The organism is uncultured Jatrophihabitans sp. (assembly GCF_964251945.1).
Taxonomy (GTDB): domain Bacteria; phylum Actinomycetota; class Actinomycetes; order Mycobacteriales; family Jatrophihabitantaceae; genus Jatrophihabitans.
In genome coordinates, this window is record NZ_CAXULP010000002.1 from 389,540 (window position 1) to 406,593 (window position 17,054).

General features: G+C 70.4%; 16 protein-coding genes. 3 read left to right on the top strand and 13 right to left on the bottom strand.

Going from position 1 to position 17,054, the window contains the following annotated elements; genetic code table 11:
- Positions 1-2: 2 nt before the first annotated feature.
- Both ACFFBG_RS06780 and dapE read right to left on the bottom strand, forming a co-directional pair.
- Positions 3-713 carry a hypothetical protein gene (locus tag ACFFBG_RS06780; protein ID WP_375476945.1) on the bottom strand — a complete coding sequence of 237 codons (711 nt, stop codon included), beginning with the start codon at positions 711-713 and terminating at the stop codon, positions 3-5.
- A 94-nt stretch (positions 714-807) separates the two neighbouring features.
- Positions 808-1,872, bottom strand: coding sequence for a succinyl-diaminopimelate desuccinylase (gene dapE / locus ACFFBG_RS06785; protein WP_375476947.1), 1,065 nt, complete (start codon positions 1,870-1,872; stop codon positions 808-810).
- A 49-nt stretch (positions 1,873-1,921) separates the two neighbouring features.
- Between dapE and dapD the strand changes: the two genes are divergently transcribed.
- Both dapD and ACFFBG_RS06795 read left to right on the top strand, forming a co-directional pair.
- The gene (gene dapD / locus ACFFBG_RS06790; protein ID WP_375476949.1) at positions 1,922-2,872 is read left to right on the top strand and encodes a 2,3,4,5-tetrahydropyridine-2,6-dicarboxylate N-succinyltransferase; all 951 of its coding nucleotides are present in this window, start codon (positions 1,922-1,924) and stop codon (positions 2,870-2,872) included.
- A gap of 44 nt (positions 2,873-2,916) precedes the next feature.
- Complete coding sequence (locus ACFFBG_RS06795) at positions 2,917-3,735, top strand: hypothetical protein (protein ID WP_375476951.1); 819 nt, start codon at positions 2,917-2,919, stop codon at positions 3,733-3,735.
- Between the two features lie 18 nt (positions 3,736-3,753).
- Here ACFFBG_RS06795 and fdxA read toward each other — a convergent pair whose 3' ends face one another.
- The gene (fdxA, locus tag ACFFBG_RS06800) at positions 3,754-4,080 is read right to left on the bottom strand and encodes a ferredoxin (protein WP_375476953.1); all 327 of its coding nucleotides are present in this window, start codon (positions 4,078-4,080) and stop codon (positions 3,754-3,756) included.
- A 96-nt stretch (positions 4,081-4,176) separates the two neighbouring features.
- Between fdxA and ACFFBG_RS06805 the strand changes: the two genes are divergently transcribed.
- Positions 4,177-5,181 carry a GNAT family N-acetyltransferase gene (locus ACFFBG_RS06805; RefSeq protein ID WP_375476956.1) on the top strand — a complete coding sequence of 335 codons (1,005 nt, stop codon included), beginning with the start codon at positions 4,177-4,179 and terminating at the stop codon, positions 5,179-5,181.
- Here the strand turns inward: ACFFBG_RS06805 and ACFFBG_RS06810 are convergent.
- From ACFFBG_RS06810 to typA, 10 genes are all read right to left on the bottom strand, one after another.
- Entirely contained in the window at positions 5,148-5,603 is a 456-nt protein-coding gene (locus ACFFBG_RS06810) for a hypothetical protein (RefSeq protein ID WP_375476957.1), read from the bottom strand. The genes ACFFBG_RS06805 and ACFFBG_RS06810 overlap by 34 nt on opposite strands.
- 7 nt (positions 5,604-5,610) lie before the next feature.
- Positions 5,611-6,501 (bottom strand): N-acetyl-1-D-myo-inositol-2-amino-2-deoxy-alpha-D-glucopyranoside deacetylase, encoded by an 891-nt coding sequence (gene mshB / locus ACFFBG_RS06815; RefSeq protein WP_375476959.1) that lies wholly within the window; start codon positions 6,499-6,501, stop codon positions 5,611-5,613.
- A 32-nt stretch (positions 6,502-6,533) separates the two neighbouring features.
- On the bottom strand, positions 6,534-7,706 hold the full coding sequence (locus ACFFBG_RS06820; RefSeq protein WP_375476961.1) for an ABC transporter ATP-binding protein: 1,173 nt from the start codon (positions 7,704-7,706) through the stop codon (positions 6,534-6,536).
- Positions 7,707-7,785: 79 nt separating this feature from the next.
- The gene (locus ACFFBG_RS06825) at positions 7,786-8,871 is read right to left on the bottom strand and encodes an ABC transporter ATP-binding protein (protein ID WP_375476964.1); all 1,086 of its coding nucleotides are present in this window, start codon (positions 8,869-8,871) and stop codon (positions 7,786-7,788) included.
- 10 nt (positions 8,872-8,881) lie between these two features.
- Complete coding sequence (locus tag ACFFBG_RS06830) at positions 8,882-9,904, bottom strand: ABC transporter permease (protein WP_375476966.1); 1,023 nt, start codon at positions 9,902-9,904, stop codon at positions 8,882-8,884.
- Between the two features lie 120 nt (positions 9,905-10,024).
- Positions 10,025-11,824, bottom strand: a complete 1,800-nt coding sequence (locus tag ACFFBG_RS06835; RefSeq protein WP_375476968.1) for an ABC transporter substrate-binding protein — start codon at positions 11,822-11,824, stop codon at positions 10,025-10,027.
- A 68-nt stretch (positions 11,825-11,892) separates the two neighbouring features.
- Positions 11,893-12,894, bottom strand: coding sequence for an ABC transporter permease (locus ACFFBG_RS06840; RefSeq protein WP_375476970.1), 1,002 nt, complete (start codon positions 12,892-12,894; stop codon positions 11,893-11,895).
- A 291-nt stretch (positions 12,895-13,185) separates the two neighbouring features.
- Entirely contained in the window at positions 13,186-13,941 is a 756-nt protein-coding gene (locus ACFFBG_RS06845) for a nitrilase-related carbon-nitrogen hydrolase (protein WP_375476972.1), read from the bottom strand.
- Entirely contained in the window at positions 13,938-15,104 is a 1,167-nt protein-coding gene (locus ACFFBG_RS06850; protein ID WP_375476974.1) for a pyridoxal phosphate-dependent aminotransferase, read from the bottom strand. Before ACFFBG_RS06850 ends, ACFFBG_RS06845 begins: the two co-directional genes overlap by 4 nt.
- Before the next feature lie 36 nt (positions 15,105-15,140).
- Positions 15,141-17,012 (bottom strand): translational GTPase TypA, encoded by a 1,872-nt coding sequence (gene typA, locus ACFFBG_RS06855; RefSeq protein ID WP_375476976.1) that lies wholly within the window; start codon positions 17,010-17,012, stop codon positions 15,141-15,143.
- Positions 17,013-17,054: the final 42 nt, after the last annotated feature.

A 17,054-nucleotide genomic window follows, 5' to 3' on the forward strand; every position in this document is an offset into this window, starting at 1 on the left:
GGTCAGGCCGGCGCAGACGCGGGCAGCGCGGCGGGCTCGGGCACGGCGCCGCCGAGGCGGAACGCGGAGCGCGGCGGGACGCTGATGCCGTCCAGCCCGGATCCCTCGCCGAGCAGCCGGAACGCGTCCGGATCGACCGCCCGCTGCCGATCGGCCATCGCAGCGACATTGGCCCAGAGCGGGAACGTCTTCGGTGACCCGAGGTAGGGGCCGGCCGGCGCGCCTGGCAACACGTTGGTCACCACGTTGAGCAAGCTGAGCAGCCGGCGCGCCCGCTCGTCCATCATCATGACGATCCAACCGACGTTGTTGAGCGTCGTCGCCTGGAACAGTCCGTGGTACAGCGCCGCCGCCAGCAGCCCGGGCTTCGCGGCCTTCCTTCGGACGGCGATCGTCGCGACGTCCCAGGTCTGCTCGAGTCGCAGACCCGCGGCGCGCGCCGATCGAGTCCCGTCGATCTCCCACGGCGGACGGGACAGGTCGTCGAGCGTCTTGAGGCCGGGGCCACCCGGCAGGATGAAGCGGCACATGGCCGCCGCTTCGCCGCCCGGCTCAGTGATCGCCAGGAACACCGAGTTCGGATCGTAGGGCCCGTACTCCAGCAGCCACTGGGCCTCGGTGTTGCCGTAGACGGCCGAGAAGACGTCCGCCTCGCATCGGCGCGCAGCAGCGCAGACGTCTGGCGATGGATCGAAGTGCATCGTGAACTGCATGCGGCAAGCCCCCGTCTCCGCCCGGCCGGCGGCGAACGGGAAAGCCCTACCCACGGCTGGTCGTCGCCAAGCGGACACAAGGTCCCGACCACTCTCATCTCAGGAAGCGGAGCAACGCGTCCTCGGCGGCCCGCACCTCGCGGACCGACACGTGCTCCTCCGGCTTGTGCGCGAGGTTCGGGTCGCCCGGGCCGAAGTTCACCGCGGGCACGCCCAGCCCGCCGAAGCGAGACACGTCCGTCCAGCCGAGCTTCGCGCGCGGCTGCCCGCCCACGGCCGCGACGAACCGGCCGGCGATCTCGGTGTCCAGCCCCGGCCGCGCGGCGGGGGCAGAGTCGGTGAGCTCCAGCTCGAACCCGGCGAACACCTCGCGGACATGGTCGAGCGCCTCGTCCTCGCGACGGTCTGGCGCGAAGCGGTAGTTCACCGTCACCGTGCAAACGTCTGGCACGACATTGCCGGCGACCCCGCCGCTGATCGCCACCGCGTTCAGCCCCTCGCGGTAGGTCAGCCCGTCGACATCGACCGTGCGTGGCGTGTAAGACGCCAACCGGTCCAGCACCGGGGCGGCCGCGTGGATCGCGTTCGCGCCGAGCCATGACCGCGCGCTGTGCGCCCGGACCCCGCGCAGCCGGACGACCACCCGCAGCGTGCCCTGGCAGCCGCCCTCGACCACCCCGCCCGTCGGCTCGAGCAGCACGGCGAGGTCGGCCTGCAGGAATGCTGGGCGGGTGCGCGCGATCCGGCCAAGCCCGTTGCGCGCGGCCTCGACCTCTTCGCCGTCATAGCAGATCCATGTCAGGTCGAGCGTTGGCCGAACTGCGCCGGCGCCGACCAGCCCAGCGACCCGCAGCAGCACCGCCAGACCCGATTTCATGTCGACGGTCCCGCAACCGTGCAGTACGTCGCCGTCGAGCCGGGAGGGGACGTTGGCCGCGATCGGCACGGTGTCGAGGTGGCCGGCGAGCACCACCCGCGTGGCGGCGCCGGTGTCGGTACGGGCCAGCACGACGTTTCCGTCGCGCTCGACCTGCAGCGCGGGCAGCGGTCGCAGGGCGTCCTCGACCAGTCCGGCGAGCTCGTCCTCCGTGCCGGACACCGACGGCACGTCCACCAGCGCAGCGGTCAGCGCGGCGGCGTCCACCGTCAGATCCAGCACGAGTGCGAGGCTACAAGCCCAGCCCTGTCCCGTTGTCTACGCTGGCGCCGTGACCGAACGCGCGGCCTGGGGCTACGGACTGACGACCACCGTGACGACCGGCGCCGCGGCCGGCCGGGTGCTCGACACCTGGTACCCCGCGCCGGCGCTGGGCGCGTTCCCCCGCACGGCCGCCGCCCCGCACGAGCTTGCCGCGCTGACCGGCAGCCAGGAGAGCGCCACCGATCGCGGCGTCCGACTCGACGTCAGCGTCTGCGAGATCGACCTGGACGCGGCGCCGGTCGACGCGCCGGACGTCTACCTGCGCCTGCACCTGCTCTCGCATCGACTCGTCCGCCCGCGCGAGCTCAACCTCGACGGGATATTCGGACTGTTGCCGAACATCGCGTGGACCACCGTCGGCCCCTGCGCGGTGGAGGACTTCGAGCGCACCAGGCTCGCGTTGCGTCGCAAGGGCCCGGTGCAGGTGCTCGGTGTCGACAAGTTCCCGCGGATGACCGATTACGTGCTGCCCGCCGGCGTGCGGATCGCCGACGCCGACCGCGTCCGCCTCGGCGCGCACCTCGCCGAAGGCACGACGGTCATGCACGAAGGCTTCGTCAACTACAACGCCGGCACGCTCGGCGCCTCGATGGTGGAGGGGCGGATCTCGGCCGGCGTAGTCGTCGGCGACGGCTCGGACGTCGGCGGCGGCGCGTCGATCATGGGCACGCTGTCCGGCGGCGGCAAGGAGCAGATCTCCATCGGCCGGCGCTGCCTGCTCGGCGCCAACGCCGGCATCGGCATCTCGCTCGGCGACGACTGCGTCGTCGAGGCGGGCACGTACATCACCGCCGGGTCGAAGCTGACCCTGCCGGACGGCTCGGTGGTGAAGGCGGCCACGCTGTCCGGCCAGCCCGGCCTGCAGTTCTGGCGCAACAGCGTGACGGGCGCGCTCGAGGCGCGGCCGCGACCAGGCACCGGGATCACGCTGAACGACGTGCTGCACGCGAACGCCTGACCGTGCCGCGCCGCTCTACGCGCCTTATCCGCACCCTCGTCGTGGTGGCCGTGCTGGCCGTCGGGGTGACGTTCGGGCTGCGCGCGCTGCTGACCACGGCGAAGAAGCACTTCGTCGCCGACTCCTGCACAGTGGGCGGCTACACCGTCGATCCGGACCAGGCGTCGGTGGCCGCCACGATGGTCGGCGCGGTGACCAGCTACCGCCGCACGCTGCCCGAACGCGCGAGCGTCCTGGCGCTTGCCGCGGCGCTGCAGGAGAGCAAGCTGACCAATCTGGCGCCCGGCGACGGCGACCGCGACTCAGTCGGCGTGCTGCAGCAGCGGCCGTCGCAAGGGTGGGGAAAGGTCGCCGGCGAGCCGGACACGATCGCCGCGCGCACCGCACGGCTCACCGACGTCGCCGAGGCGACGCGGGAGTTCCTGGCCGCCCTGGTCAAGATCTCCGGCTGGCAGACCATGCCGCTAGCCCAGGCCGTGCAGGCCGTGCAGATCTCCGCCGACGGCAGCGCCTATGCCCAGCACGAGCCCGAGGCGCAGGCGCTCGCCGACGCGCTGCAGGGCAAGGTGGCCGCCGGCATCACCTGCGCGTTCGCCGCGCCGACCGAAGTCGCGCTGCCGCGCGTGGTGGCCGCCCAGGCTCGGCAGCAGCTGGGCATCGACACTCCCGCGCCGGCCGGCGACACGGTGCGGGTGCCGGGCGCGCACTGGCAGACGGTCGCGTGGTTCGTGGCCAACGCCGATCGGCTCGGCATCGAGCAGGTGTCCTACGCGGGGCGGACGTGGACTCGCCCGGCCGGCTGGCGCAAGGACGCGAAAGCCGCCGCCGCAGCGGTGGTCGCGACGATGTACCGCAAGAAGTGATGCGTCAGCCTCGTTGAATCAGTCGGCTTCGGCCTGCGGCGGCAGGTCGCTGATCCACTTCGGGTCGTGGTCGGTCTTGCCGACCTTCGACGCGCCGCCCGGCGAGCCGAGCTCGTCGAAGAAGTCGACGTTCGCCTGGGTGTAATCGCTCCACTGCGCCGGGAGGTCGTCCTCGTAGAAGATCGCCTCGACGGGGCACACCGGCTCGCAGGCGCCGCAGTCGACGCACTCGTCTGGGTGGATGTAGAGCATCCGCCCGCCCTCGTAGATGCAGTCCACGGGGCATTCCTCGATGCAGGCCTTGTCGAGGACGTCCACGCACGGTTCCGCGATCACGTAGGTCACTGCTTGTCCCCTCGCTACCTTGGTTTTTTGCGGGCCCGTTGGTTCTGCAGCCCGTTCGTGCTCGGCCCGCACGGACGTCGCCTTAGTATGCCGTGCGTGCTGGAGCCTAGCTGGCAGGGTCGCCGGGTCAGCGTGCGCCGCGTTGTCGAGCGCCGTGCGGACGGCCGCCTGCTGCAGGGCGACCTCGTGGGCGAGCTCGTCGCGCTGGACGAGGTGAGCGCCACGGTGTCGACGGCCCGCGGCCAGGTCGAGACGCCGCTCGCGCTGATCACCGCGGCGCGGCTCGTCCCGCCGTCCACCGCGGAGGAGCTGGCGCTCGAGCGCAGCGCCGCCCTGCTGCTGCAGCCTGCGCACGTCGAGCAGCTCAGCGGCTGGCTGCTGCGCGCCGACGCCGGGTTCACCGCGCGGGCCAACTCCGCCCTGCCAGTCGGCCAGCTGACGCTGCCGTTGGACGAGGCGCTCGCGCAGGCGCGGCGGTGGTACGCCGAGCGCGGGCTGCCGCTGCAGTTCCAGGTGCCGGTCGAGTCGCGCCGGTTGCTCGACGCCGAGCTGGGCGAGCGCGGCTGGCCGGCGAGTGGCGGCGTGGACGTGCTCGTCGCGCCGCTGCACAGGCTCGCGGTGGTGGACAGCGCGTCCGTGGAGCTGGCCGACGAGCCGGACGACGGCTGGCTGGCGCTCTACCGCGGCGGCGCAGGGCTCGGCGCGGCGCAGCGGGCGCTGCTGACCCGCCCGGCGCAGGAGCCCGAAATTTGGCCCAGGGCGGCACGACACGCCGAGCAGCGGGGCGCCACGGGGCCAGGGCCGACGGTGTTCGCGGCGGTCCGCGAGCACGGCGAGGTGATCGCCACGGCGCGTGGCCGGGTGTCCGGCGACTGGGTGGGCGTGATGGCCGTGGAGGTCGCGCCGGCTGCTCGGCGGCGAGGGCTGGCCGGCGCGGTGATGCGTCGGCTGGCCGGCTGGGCCGTCGAGCGCGGGGCGACGCGCGGCTACGTCCAGGTGAGCATCGACAACGCCACTGGGCTTGCGCTGTACGAGCGGCTCGGTTTCTGGCGGCATCACAGCTACCACTACCGCCTGGACCCGGGGGTCCCAGCTCGTTGAGGCGGCGGAGGCGCGGAGGTGACGACGCCGATCACGCCGGCCAGGCCGCCGCCGAGCAGCAGGCCGTAGGAGACCCACTGCAGGCTGCCGCCGGGCAGCAGGACATCGCCTTCCGGCCGGGTGATCACACTGAGCCCGAGCACCACCACCAGCCACAGCAGGAAGGGCGCGATCGCGGCCGCCGCGCTCGGCACCAGGCCGCGCGCCAGCCGGGGCAGCACGAAGTTCGTCAACACCGCGAGCAGCACCGCCACCGGGATGATCACCGAGCCGGCGTAGAGCGGCACCAGCAACAGCTCGAGCAGGCCGGCCAGCGCACCCGCCGCGCACAGCAGCACGACGCCGAGCCAGTCGAGCCCGGTCGCTGCGGACGCCGCCGGCGGCGCCGCGGGCGCCCTCGGCGGCGTCACGGCGTCGTCCACGGCGGCGTCACGGTGTCGTCCCGGCGAACAGGTCCGTCTCCCGGCCGTCGGCGTCGCGGGGGCCGCCGAGCCGGCCGCGGATCAGGCGGAAGTGCTCGACCCCGACAGCTTCCCGGCCGAGCATGTTCGACAGCGCGAAAAACGGCCCGTCCACCGCGATCTGGGTGCGGTGCGCGCGCAGGGCCGCGAGCTTCGCCTCGGCGAACTCCACGCCGTCGACCACGGTCGTGATCACGTCGTCCTCGACACCGAACGGGAGGTCGTCGACGCTCGCGACGCCGAACGGCAGGTCAGCCGCGCCGACCGCCTCGAATCCCCGGCGCAGCAGGGACTTCGGCGTCGCCGTCCAGTAGAACTTCTCGACCTGCCAAGGCGTGCCGGCGCCGTACGCCGGGTCAGCGGCGCGCTCGGCCGCCGCTGTGGCGACCCGGTGGGCCATGATGTGATCCGGATGGCCGTAGTCGCCGTTGTCGTCGTAGGTGATCATCACCTGCGGGCGGACCTCGCGGACCACCTCGACGGCCGCGGCGACGGCGGCGTCGAAGACCGCAGGCTCGGCGTCGGCCCGCCAGAACGCCCGCGCATGCGCGTTGGCCGGCGTCCCCATCATCCCGCTGTCCCGGAACCGGCCGGCGCCGCCGAGGAAGCGGTGGTCGACCACGCCGAGCGCGGCCATCGCCGCGGTCAGCTCGCCGATCCGGTAGCCGCCGAGCTGGTCGGCCTGCGCCGCCTCGAGCTGGGCGAGCTCCGGCTCGAGGATCTCGCCCTCCTCGCCGAGCGTGCACGTCAGCAGCGTGACCTGCGCGCCGGCCGCGGCGTAGCTCGCCATCGTCGCGCCGGAGGTGATCGTCTCGTCGTCCGGGTGCGCGTGAACCAGCAGCAGTCGACGGTCGGTCACCGGTGCCAACGTAGCCGGTGCGGCCCGCGCGGTCAGGACTTGTCGAGCGACGTCGGCGCCGCGGGCGCGACCGGCGCCGAAACGGCGGCGGCCGCGCCGGCCTCGGCAGCGGTGATCAGGTCGGTGCGGGCCTCGGCGAAGTGGCAGGACACCAGGTGGTTCGCCGCGTTGAGCTCAAGTCGCGGCGCGACGTCGCGGCACTGCTGGCGCTGGTCGTCGGACAGCTGCTCGCGGTACTTCGGGCAGCGGGTGTGGAACACGCAGCCGCTCGGCGGGTTGACCGGGCTGGGCAGGTCGCCGCTGAGCAGGATGCGCTCGCGCCGGGACTCCTGGCGCGGGTCCGGCAGCGGCACCGCGGACATCAGCGCCTGGGTGTAGGGGTGCATCGGCGCCTCGTACAGGTCGTCGCGGTCGGCGACCTCCATGATCTTGCCGAGGTACATGACCACGACCCGGTCGGAAATGTGCCGCACGACCGAAAGGTCGTGGGCGATGAAGACGTAGGCGATGCCGTACTCGTCCTGCAGGTCCTCGAGCAGGTTGACGACCTGAGCCTGGATCGAGACGTCGAGCGCCGACACCGGCTCGTCGCAGACGATCAGCTTCGGGCGCAGCGCGATCGCCCGGGCGATGCCGATGCGCTGGCGCTGGCCGCCGGAGAACTCGTGCGGATAGCGGTTGTAGTGCTCGGGATTGAGCCCGACGCGCGCCATGACGTCCTGCACGGCCTTCTTGACGCCGCCCTGCGGATCGACGCCCTGGATCCGGAACGGGGCGCCGATGATCGCGCCGACCGGATGCCGCGGGTTCAACGAGCCGATCGGATCTTGAAACACCATCTGGAACTGCCGGCGCAACCGGCGCAGCTCGGACGAGCCGGCCTTCGTGATGTTGCGGCCCTCGATCTCGATCGAGCCGCCGGTCGGCTCGAGCAGGCGCAGCATCGCCCGGCCGGCCGTCGACTTGCCGCAGCCGGACTCGCCGACCAGGCCCACCGTCTTGCCCGCCGGCACGTCGAGGCTGATGCCGTCGACGGCCTTGACCGCGCCGGCGTTGCGGAACGGCACCCGCGACTTGATCGGGAAGTGCTTCTGCAGGTTGGTGACGCGCAGCAGCGGCGTTTCCTCGGCGGCATGCTTGGAGCCGCCGGCGCCGTCGGCGCTGTCGGCGGACTGTCCATCGGCGGATAGGGCGCTGGCGGTCATGAGGCGAGGTCCTTCGCGAGCATCGCAGGGCCGCCCACGGCCCGAGGAGCGCAGCGGAGGGCCCCGCCGGGAAGCAGAGTCATGGTGAGTTCTCCTCCGCGGCCGACGCCCGGTCTGCGCGCAGCTGGTCGAGCTGATTCTGGTCCACCAGGAAGCAGCGGCTGGTGTGGCCGACGTCGGCCACGAACAGGTCCGGCTTCTCTTTGGCGCAGCGGCCGTCGTGTCCGACGACCTCGCGGAACCCGCACCGTGGGTGGAAGGCGCAGCCGGACGGCAGGTTGATCAGCGACGGCGGGCTGCCCGGAATCGGGTCGAGCCGCTCGGCCTTCACCCGGTCCATCCGCGGCATCGAGTTGAGCAGCCCCCACGTGTAGGGATGCGCCGCCTCGAAGAACACCTTCTCCGCCGAGCCGACTTCGATCGCGCGGCCGCCGTACATCACCTGCATGTCGTCGGCCATGTCCGCGACGACGCCGAGGTCGTGGGTGATCATGATGATCGCGGTGCCGAACTCGCGCTGCAGATCTTTCATCAGCTCGAGGATCTGCGCCTGCACGGTGACGTCGAGCGCGGTCGTCGGCTCGTCCGCGATGAGCAGTTGCGGGTCGTTGATCAGCGCCATCGCGATCATCGCGCGCTGTCGCATGCCGCCGGAGAACTCGTGCGGGTACTGGTCGACACGACGCGAGGCGTTCGGGATGCCGACTCGGTCGAGCATGTCGATCACCCGTTTGCGGGTGTCCCTCTTGCTCTCCTTGACGTGCACCTGACGGCCTTCGCCGATCTGGTCGCCGATGGAGAAGTAGGGGTGCAGCGCCGAGAGCGGGTCCTGGAAGATCATGGCCATCTTGCGGCCGCGCTGCTTGCGCACCGTCTCGTTGCTCGCGGTTAACAGCTCGGTGCCGTCGAGCCAGACCTCACCGCTCACCTGCGCCCGGGTGCCGCGGTGCAAGCCCATGACGGCCTGCACGGTCACCGACTTTCCGGAGCCGGACTCGCCGACGATGGCGAGGGTCTTGCCCTGCTCCACCCCGAAGCTGACGCCGTCGACGGCCTTGACGACGCCGTCCTCGGTTGGGAAGTAGACCTGCAGGTCGCGCACGTCGAGGAAGCGCTGCGGCCCCTGATCCTGGGTCACGGCCGGGTCGGACTGGACTGCGGTCATCTCCCCCGCCTCAGTACTTGACTCGTGGGTCGACGACTGCGTACAACACGTCGACCACCAGGTTCGCGACGATGACGAACGCCGCGGACAGCAAGACGATGACCACGGTAGTCGGCAGATCGAACTGAATCGCCGAGCTCACCGCGGCCTGGCCGATGCCTTGGAAGTTGAACACGGTCTCGGTGATCGGCGCGCCGGCGAGCAGCGCGCCGAGATCCAGGCCGGAGAACGTCAGGATCGGCGTCAGCGCCGCGCGGAACGTGTGCTTGAAGATGATCCGCTTGCCCTTGAGGCCCTTGGCGCGGGCCGTGCGCAAGTAGTCCTCGCTCATCGTCTCGAGCATGTACGTGCGGGTCAGCCGGATATAGGCCGCCGCGTAGACGAGCGCGAGCGTGAGACACGGCAGGAAGAGGTTGTAGAGATAGGGCCCGATTCCGGCAGAGATGCCGTGGTAGGTGGGCACGGACAACCAATTGAATTGGAAGACGACCACCTGGAGCAGCAGCAGCGAGATGAAGAACGTCGGGAACGAGTAGAAGACGAGCGCGCCGGACACGATCGCCCGGTCGATGAACTTGCCGCGTCTCAGCGCGGCGACGATACCCAGCAGCACGCCGCTGACGATCCAGAGGATGAACGCGCCGACGGTCAGCGCGAGCGTCACCGGCAGCCGTGGTTTGAGATAGGACCAGATCAGCGAGCCGCCGCCGTTGTTGATCTGCGGCGAATAACCGAGGCAGGGCGCCGCGCAGTCGGTGATCAGCTCAGGGTGCTTCTTGGCGAGCTCGGCGTCCGCCGGGAACGTCCGCTCGTGGAACAGGCCGCCGACGAACGCGCCGTACTGCTCGTAGAGCGGCTTGTCCAACCCGAGGATCTGGCGGTTCGTCGCGATGCCGGCGGCGGTGCAGTTCTTGCCGCAGGTGAGCCGGGCCGGGTCGGTCGGGGTCGCGTAGAAGAGCGCGAACACGGTGATGCTCATGACGATCAGCAGCAAGATCGCGCCGATCAGGCGTCGAATGATGTAGAGGATCATCGTGGTCGCGCCACCAGCTCGGCGCTACCCCTTTCCCGACGGAGGTCGTTGGGTGACTCTCGGGCGGGAGCGGGTGAAACCCGCCCCCGCCCGAGAGTGTCGTTCGCGGTCAGCGACCGCTTACAGCGCGCCCAGCTGCCCGAGGTCCGGGTAGCCGTTGGTCGAGGCGGACTCGACGTAGTTGCCGACCTTGGACCCGTGCAGCCGCGGGAACTTGATGACGTCCAGCGGGATGTAGGCGACCTGCTTGGCGAGGTACTCGTCCAGGCTGGCCCAGATGGCGTTACGAGCAGTCGCATCCGCCGTGGCGTACGCCTTGTCGATCTGGGCATTGACGTAATCGCTCTTGTAGAGCCCGTAGTCGCTGCCGTTGGACGCGCTGCTCAGGTTGACCCGGCTGTCGAACAGCGGCGGGATCACCGTCGACGCGCTCGGCCAGTCAGCACCCCAGCCGGCCCAGGTGATGTCGTACTTCGACGCGTTCGCAGGATTCTGGACGATGTCGTAGTACGTGTTCGTCAGACCCTGCAGCGTCACCTTGAAGCCGGCCTTGTTCCACGCCGCGGCGAGGACGGAGGCCTGCTTGTCCGACGTCGGTGTGCCGCCGGAATAGGTGAAGTGGATCGGGTAGGGGATCTTGACGCCGGCCTGCTGGAGCAGCTTCTTCGCTGCTGCCGGGTCGCCCGAGTCAGGTGTGCCGGGGAACGCGGCGAACTTCTTGTAGCCGCCCGCCGCGCCCAGCTGCGGGTTGACCAGACCGGTTGCCGGGTCGGCGACCTCCGCGCCGCCCTCGGCGAGGATCCATGCGTTGCGGTCGGTGGAGACGGCCAGCGCCTGCCGGATCAGCGGGTTCTTCAGCCGGGTGAAGTTCGGTGTCAGGTAGTCGTTGAACGGGCTGACCGGGTCGGTGAACCGGGACTTCTGCGCCGAGACGCGGGCCAGGTAGGCCGGCGGCGCGGTGCGGTCGGTCACCAGGTACTGGTCCGGGCCCTGGTCGGCGAGCAGGCGGTCGAACACCGTCTCGGTCTGCAGGCCCTCGATGAAGACGAACTTGTCCGGCAGCGCGCGCCGGATCGTCGCGTCGTCGGTCTTCGGGTCGTAGTTCGGGTTGCGCACGAACGTGCCGCCCTTGCCGGCCGTCCAGGTGCCCTGCAACTCGTAGGGGCCGTCGGAGAAGCACTGGTAGTTGGACTTCGCGCCCTTGTCCTGCGACTTCTTGAACGGCGCGAACGCCGGCAGCGTGACGGTGTAGTTGAAGTCCGGCACGGACTTCTTCAGATTGAAGGTGATCGTCTGCCCGCTGCAGGTGACCGCCTTGTCGTAGTAGGCGCCGCCGACGTTGGTGTACGGGCCGTGATAAGCCGTGGCGAAGGTCTTGTCGTTCGGGGTCGCCGGGATGTTCAAGAACTGCAACGCGTACGAGGGGCCGCCGGTGATGATGTCCTGGGCGAAGGTGCGCGAGACGCCGTACTTCACGTCTGCGCAGGTGACCGGCGAGCCGTCCTGCCACTTGACGCCGGTCTTCAGCGTGAACTTCCACGTCTTGTTGTCGTTCGACGCGGTGCCGGTGTCGGTTGCCAGGTCGGGGTGGACCTGGTTGCTCGACGCGCCGGCGCCGGTGCCGTACTGCTCCAGCGTGCGGTTCCACAGCCGCGACTCGTTCGCGATGTCCCGGCCGATGTACACCCGTTGCGGGTCCCAGTGCTCGACGTCGCGGACACCGTTCGTGTAGTAGATGGTGCCGCCCTTCTTGCTGGTCGTCGGGCCGCCGCCGGTCTTGCCGGTGCTGCTGGAACTGCTCGTGCCGCCGGAGCTCTTGGAGGTGCCGCCACCGCCGCTGCTGGAGCACGCGGCGAGCGCGATGGCTGCGAGGGCAGTCCCCGCGCAGACGCTCGCCAATCGGGTCCGCTTACTGGTCATTCGTGTCCTCTTCCTCATACGCCACCGAGTGGTGGTGCAGTGCTGCGGAACGGGTGTCCCGCAGAGTCCTAGCGCGACGACTTGGGGTCCAAGGCGTCCCGAAGTCCGTCGCCAAAAAGGTTGAACGCAAGCACGATCAGCACGAGCACCACGCCCGGCGCGAAGAAGAAGAACGGGTCGGCGTCGTAGTAGGACACCGAGTCGTTCAGGATGTTGCCGAGGCTGGGTGTCGGCGCCTGCAGGCCAACGCCCAGGTAGGACAGCGCCGCCTCCGCCGAGATGTTCAGCGGCAGGGTGAGCGAGGCGTAGATGATGATCGGCGCCCAGAGGTTCGGCAGCAGCTCGCGGAACCAGATCCGCCGGCGGCTCGCGCCCAGGCTGCGCGCCGCCTCGACGAACTCGCGATTGCGCAGCGAGAGCACCTGGCCGCGCACGATGCGCGCGAGATACGGCCAGCCGAAGAAACCCAGCACGATGATGAGATAGGCGGCGTCGGTGCTGGTGCCCGAGCCGAAGATCGTCGCCAGCCGGTTCTTCAGCACCGACGACAGCGCGAGCAGCATCAGCAGTTGCGGGAAAGACAGCACGAGGTCCATGAACCGGCTGATCCAGTAGTCGGTCGCGCCGCCCGCGTAACCGGACACGATGCCTGCGATCGTGCCGAGCACGACGCTGATCACCGTCGCGGCCGTCGCGATGAGCAGCGAGAACGACACGCCGAGCGCGATCCGCGACAGCACATCGCGGCCGGTGCCGGGCTCGACGCCGAGCAGGTGCGAGCCGGAGATCCCGCCGAATCCGGTGCGGGGGAGCCCGAAGGAGTTCAGCACGGCCGTGCTCGGGCTGTACGGGTCGAACAGCCCTGCGCTCTCCAAAAACGGCGCGGCGATCGCGAGCAGCACGGCCAGCAGGATGATGATGCCGGCGATGAGCGAGACCTTGTCCCGCTTGAGCCGCACCCAGGCGAGCTGGGTCGGGGACCGGCCGGCGAAGCCCTTTTCGCCCGTCGGCTCGTCGAGCGCGCTGACCGAGGAAACCTCGGCCTCGAACTCGCTCACCGGGACAGTCATCTAGGGCCTGCGCTCCCTTCGCTGCGACGGGTGCGTCGCGTGCGTCTTTGCGCGCCGTCCCGCGAGGTTATGCCTCGCCGAACGCCGCACGGACCGATCGATGCCGGTCGACACCGAGTCGTGACCGCAAATTCGGTTGAACGGTTCACTACGATTTGCCGGGGCTACTTTAACAACTGGGTAGGCATTGCACAGACCACTGGACAAAGTTTGCCGAACTGTGATCCGCGCCGAAATGTCGTGCTGCTGTCGGCTGCCCGCCTCGGCGGGTGCGCCGATCACTGAGCGTGTTCAGCGTCGGTCCGCGATGAACGGAAAGCGGGCGCGAACGTCACGCACCGTGTCCGCGGACACCTCGGCGAGCAACACCGACGGCTGGTCGCCGCCCTCGGCCAGCGCCCGGCCCATCGGGTCGAGGATCGCCGACGCGCCGGTGTGCGGCGTGTCGCCGGCCGGTCCCACGCGGTTGACGCCCACCACGTAGGCCTGGTTCTCGATCGCCCGGGCCCGCAGCAGCGCGCTCCAGTGCGCCTCCCGCGGGGTCGGCCAGTTGGCCGGCACGACGTAGAGGTCGGTGTGCGGCGCGAGCGGCCAGAACTCGTCGGCGAAGCGCAGGTCGTAGCAGACGAACACGCTGGTTCGCAGCCCGAAGACGTCGACGGTGAGCGGCTTGTCCCCGGCCGCATAGCGCTCGTGCTCGCCGGCGTAGCTGAACGGGTGGATCTTCGCGTAGCGCTCGACCGTGCCGTCCGGCCAGGCGACCACGGCGTTGTTGCGGAAGCGGCCGTCGGCCCCGCGCTGGGCGATCGAGGCGATCACGACCGCCTCGTGCTCGGCGGCCCGGGCCAGCAGGAACTGCTCGTTCGGTCCGCCCTCGTCCTCGGCGAGCCGGTCCGGGCGCATCGTGAAGCCCGTCGCAAACATCTCGCTGAGCACGATCAGCCGCGCGCCGGCCTCGGCCGCCTGCGCGATCATCGGCGTGACGAGCGCGCGGGTCGCGGTCGCGTCCGCCCAGACGATGTCGTGCTGGATCGCCGCCACCTTCATGACGTTCTCCTTTCGACCTTCCCGAGCCGGTTCAACGCCTCGTCCAGGACCGCCGGCCGCTTGCAGAACGCGAACCGGACGTGGCCGTCGCCGGCGGGCGAGTCGTGGAAGACGCTGCTCGGGATCGCGACGACGCCGGCTCGGTGCGGCAGCTCGCGGCAGAAGTCGGCGGCGTCGGCGCCTGCGCCAAGGTCCACCGTCGCGAAGTAGGTCGCCTGCGGCACGACGACGTCGTAGCCGAGCTCGGCGAGGCCGGCGCACAGCCGGTCGCGCTGGGCCTGCAGCGCCGGGGCGGGGGCGAGTTCGGCGGCCCGCGGCAGCACCGCCGCGATCGCCGGCTGGAACGGCGCGCCGTTGACGTAGGTGAGGAACTGCTTGACCGTGCGGACCGCGGCCAGCAGGGCGGGCGGCGCGCACACCCAGCCGATCTTCCAGCCGGTGACGCTGAACGTCTTGCCCGCGCTGCTGATCGTGACCGTGCGCTCGCGCATGCCGGGCAGGGTGGCGATCGGCGTGTGCGCCCGCCCGTCGAACAGCAGATGCTCATAGACCTCGTCGGACACCACGGTCAGGTCGTGCCGCACGGCGACGTCGGCCAGCGCGGCCAGCACGTCGGCACCGAGCATCGCGCCGGTCGGGTTATGCGGCGTGTTGAGCACCAGGACCTTCGTGTCCGGCCCGACCGCGGCCTCGACTTCCGCGGGGTCGAGCAGCCAACCTGGGCCGTCGCGGCGCAGCGTGACGACCCGCCGCCGCGCGCCGGCCAGCGCGACGCACGCGGCATACGAGTCGTAGTACGGCTCGACGAGCAGCACCTCGTCACCCGGGCCGGCCAGCGCCATCAGCGCCGCGGCGATCGCCTCGGTGGCGCCGGCGGTGACGAGCACCTCGCGGTCCGGGTCGTAGTCCAGGCCGTAACACGCCCGCTGATGGTCGCTGATCGCCTCGCGCAGTGCGGGGATGCCTGGGCCGGGCGGGTACTGGTTGACACCGTCGCGGATGGCCTGCGCGGCGGCCGCGAGCAATTCGGCTGGGCCGTCGGTGTCCGGGAAGCCCTGCCCGAGGTTGACGCTGTCGGTCGCGACCGCCAGCGCGGACATCTCCGCGAAGATCGTCGTGCCGAAGCCGCGCATCCGCTCGACCAGAGGCTGCTGGGCAGGCACGACTGCGAGCCTAACCAGCCGCCGGACGGCTTGTCCTCAGCGCTTGTTGCGCGAGCGGGACTTCTCCCGATCCTGCGCCGACAGGGCGACCTTGCGGATGCGGACCGTCGCCGGGGTGACCTCGACGCACTCGTCGTCGCGGCAGAACTCCAGCGCCTGCTCGAGCGACAGCACGCGGTGCGGGATGAGCGGCACGAGCACGTCGCCCGAGGACTGGCGCATGTTCGTCAGCTTCTTCTCCTTGGTGGGGTTGACGTCCATGTCGTCGGCGCGCGAGTTCTCGCCGACGATCATCCCCTCGTACACGTCGGTGCCCGGGCCGACGAACATCGTGCCGCGCTCCTGCAGGTTGGCCAGCGCGAAGCCGGTTGTCATGCCACGCCGGTCGGCGACCAACGAGCCGCTCGGGCGGGTGCGGATGTCGCCCGCCCACGGCTCATAGCCCTCGTGGATGTGGTGCAGCAGGCCGGTCCCCCTCGTCTCGGTCAGGAACTCGGTGCGGAAGCCGATCAGACCGCGGGCCGGGACGATGTACTCCATCCGGATCCACCCGGTGCCGTGGTCGACCATCTGCTCGAGGCGACCCTTGCGCAGCGCCAGCAGTTGGATCACGACGCCCTGGTAGTCGGCCGGGGTGTCGATGGTCATCCGCTCCATCGGCTCGTGCACCTTGCCGTCGACGAGACGGGTGACGACCTGCGGCTTGCCGACGGTGATCTCAAAGCCCTCGCGCCGCATGATCTCGACCAGGATCGCGAGCTGCAGCTCGCCGCGGCCCTGGACCTCCCAGGTGTCCGGCCGCTCGGTGGGCAGCACCCGGATCGAGACGTTGCCGACCAGCTCGGCGTCGAGCCGGTTGATGACCTGGCGAGCGGTCAGCTTGCTGCCCGATCCGCCGGCGAGGGGCGAGGTGTTGATGCCGATCGTCATCGAGATGGACGGCTCGTCGATGGTGATGACCGGCAGCGGATGCGGGTCGTCGACGTCGGCGAGCGTCTCGCCGATCGTGATCTCCGGGATGCCGGCGATCGCGATGATGTCGCCGGGGCCGGCCGACTCCGCCGGGAAACGCTCCAGCGCCCGCGTGATCAACAGTTCGGTGATCTTGACGCGTTCGACCGTGCCGTTCGCGCGGCACCAGGCCGCCTGCTGGCCCTTGCGGATCGTGCCGTTGTGCACCCGGCACAACGCGAGCCGGCCGAGATAGGGCGAGGCGTCGAGGTTGGTGACGTGCGCCTGCAGCGGCATCGCGTCGTCGTAGGACGGCGCGGGGATGGACTCGAGGATCGTCTCGAACAGCGGCGCGAGGTTCTCCTCTTCCGGCATCGCGCCGTCGTCGGGCCGCTTCAACGACGCGCGGCCGGCCTTGGCCGAGGCGTAGACGATCGGAAACTCGATCTGCTCCTCGTTGGCGTCGAGGTCCAGAAACAGCTCGTAAGCCTCGTCGACCACCTCGGCGATGCGCGCGTCGGGACGGTCGACCTTGTTGATCACCAGCACCACCGGCATGCCGGCCTCGAGCGCCTTGCGCAGCACGAAGCGGGTCTGCGGCAGCGGGCCCTCGGAGGCGTCGACGAGCAGCAGCACGCCGTCAACCATCGACAGGCCGCGCTCGACCTCGCCGCCGAAGTCCGCGTGCCCGGGGGTGTCGATGATGTTGATGATGACGTGCCGGCCGGCCGGCGTGACGTGGTCGACCGCGGTGTTCTTCGCGAGAATGGTGATGCCCTTCTCGCGCTCGAGGTCGTTGGAGTCCATCACCCGCTCGTTGACGTCGCCGGTGTCGGCCTGGTGGGCGGTGAACGCGCCGGACTGCCACAGCATCGCGTCGACGAGGGTGGTCTTGCCGTGGTCGACGTGCGCCACGATCGCGACGTTGCGAAGATCGTCGCGGGTCTGGAGAGCCATGAAAGTCCTGTCTGCGTAGCGAACCGCCCAGTCTACGGGCTC

Excerpts from the sequence above, each read along its gene's own strand:
- ACFFBG_RS06825 (WP_375476964.1), bottom strand. The coding sequence starts at position 8,871 with ATGACCGCAGTCCAGTCCGACCCGGCCGTGACCCAGGATCAGGGGCCG.
- ACFFBG_RS06835 (WP_375476968.1), bottom strand. The coding sequence starts at position 11,824 with ATGACCAGTAAGCGGACCCGATTGGCGAGCGTCTGCGCGGGGACTGCC.
- ACFFBG_RS06840 (WP_375476970.1), bottom strand. The coding sequence starts at position 12,894 with ATGACTGTCCCGGTGAGCGAGTTCGAGGCCGAGGTTTCCTCGGTCAGC.
- ACFFBG_RS06830 (WP_375476966.1), bottom strand. The coding sequence starts at position 9,904 with ATGATCCTCTACATCATTCGACGCCTGATCGGCGCGATCTTGCTGCTG.
- typA (WP_375476976.1), bottom strand. The coding sequence starts at position 17,012 with ATGGCTCTCCAGACCCGCGACGATCTTCGCAACGTCGCGATCGTGGCG.
- ACFFBG_RS06780 (WP_375476945.1), bottom strand. The coding sequence starts at position 713 with ATGCAGTTCACGATGCACTTCGATCCATCGCCAGACGTCTGCGCTGCT.
- ACFFBG_RS06820 (WP_375476961.1), bottom strand. The coding sequence starts at position 7,706 with ATGACCGCCAGCGCCCTATCCGCCGATGGACAGTCCGCCGACAGCGCC.
- ACFFBG_RS06845 (WP_375476972.1), bottom strand. The coding sequence starts at position 13,941 with ATGAAGGTGGCGGCGATCCAGCACGACATCGTCTGGGCGGACGCGACC.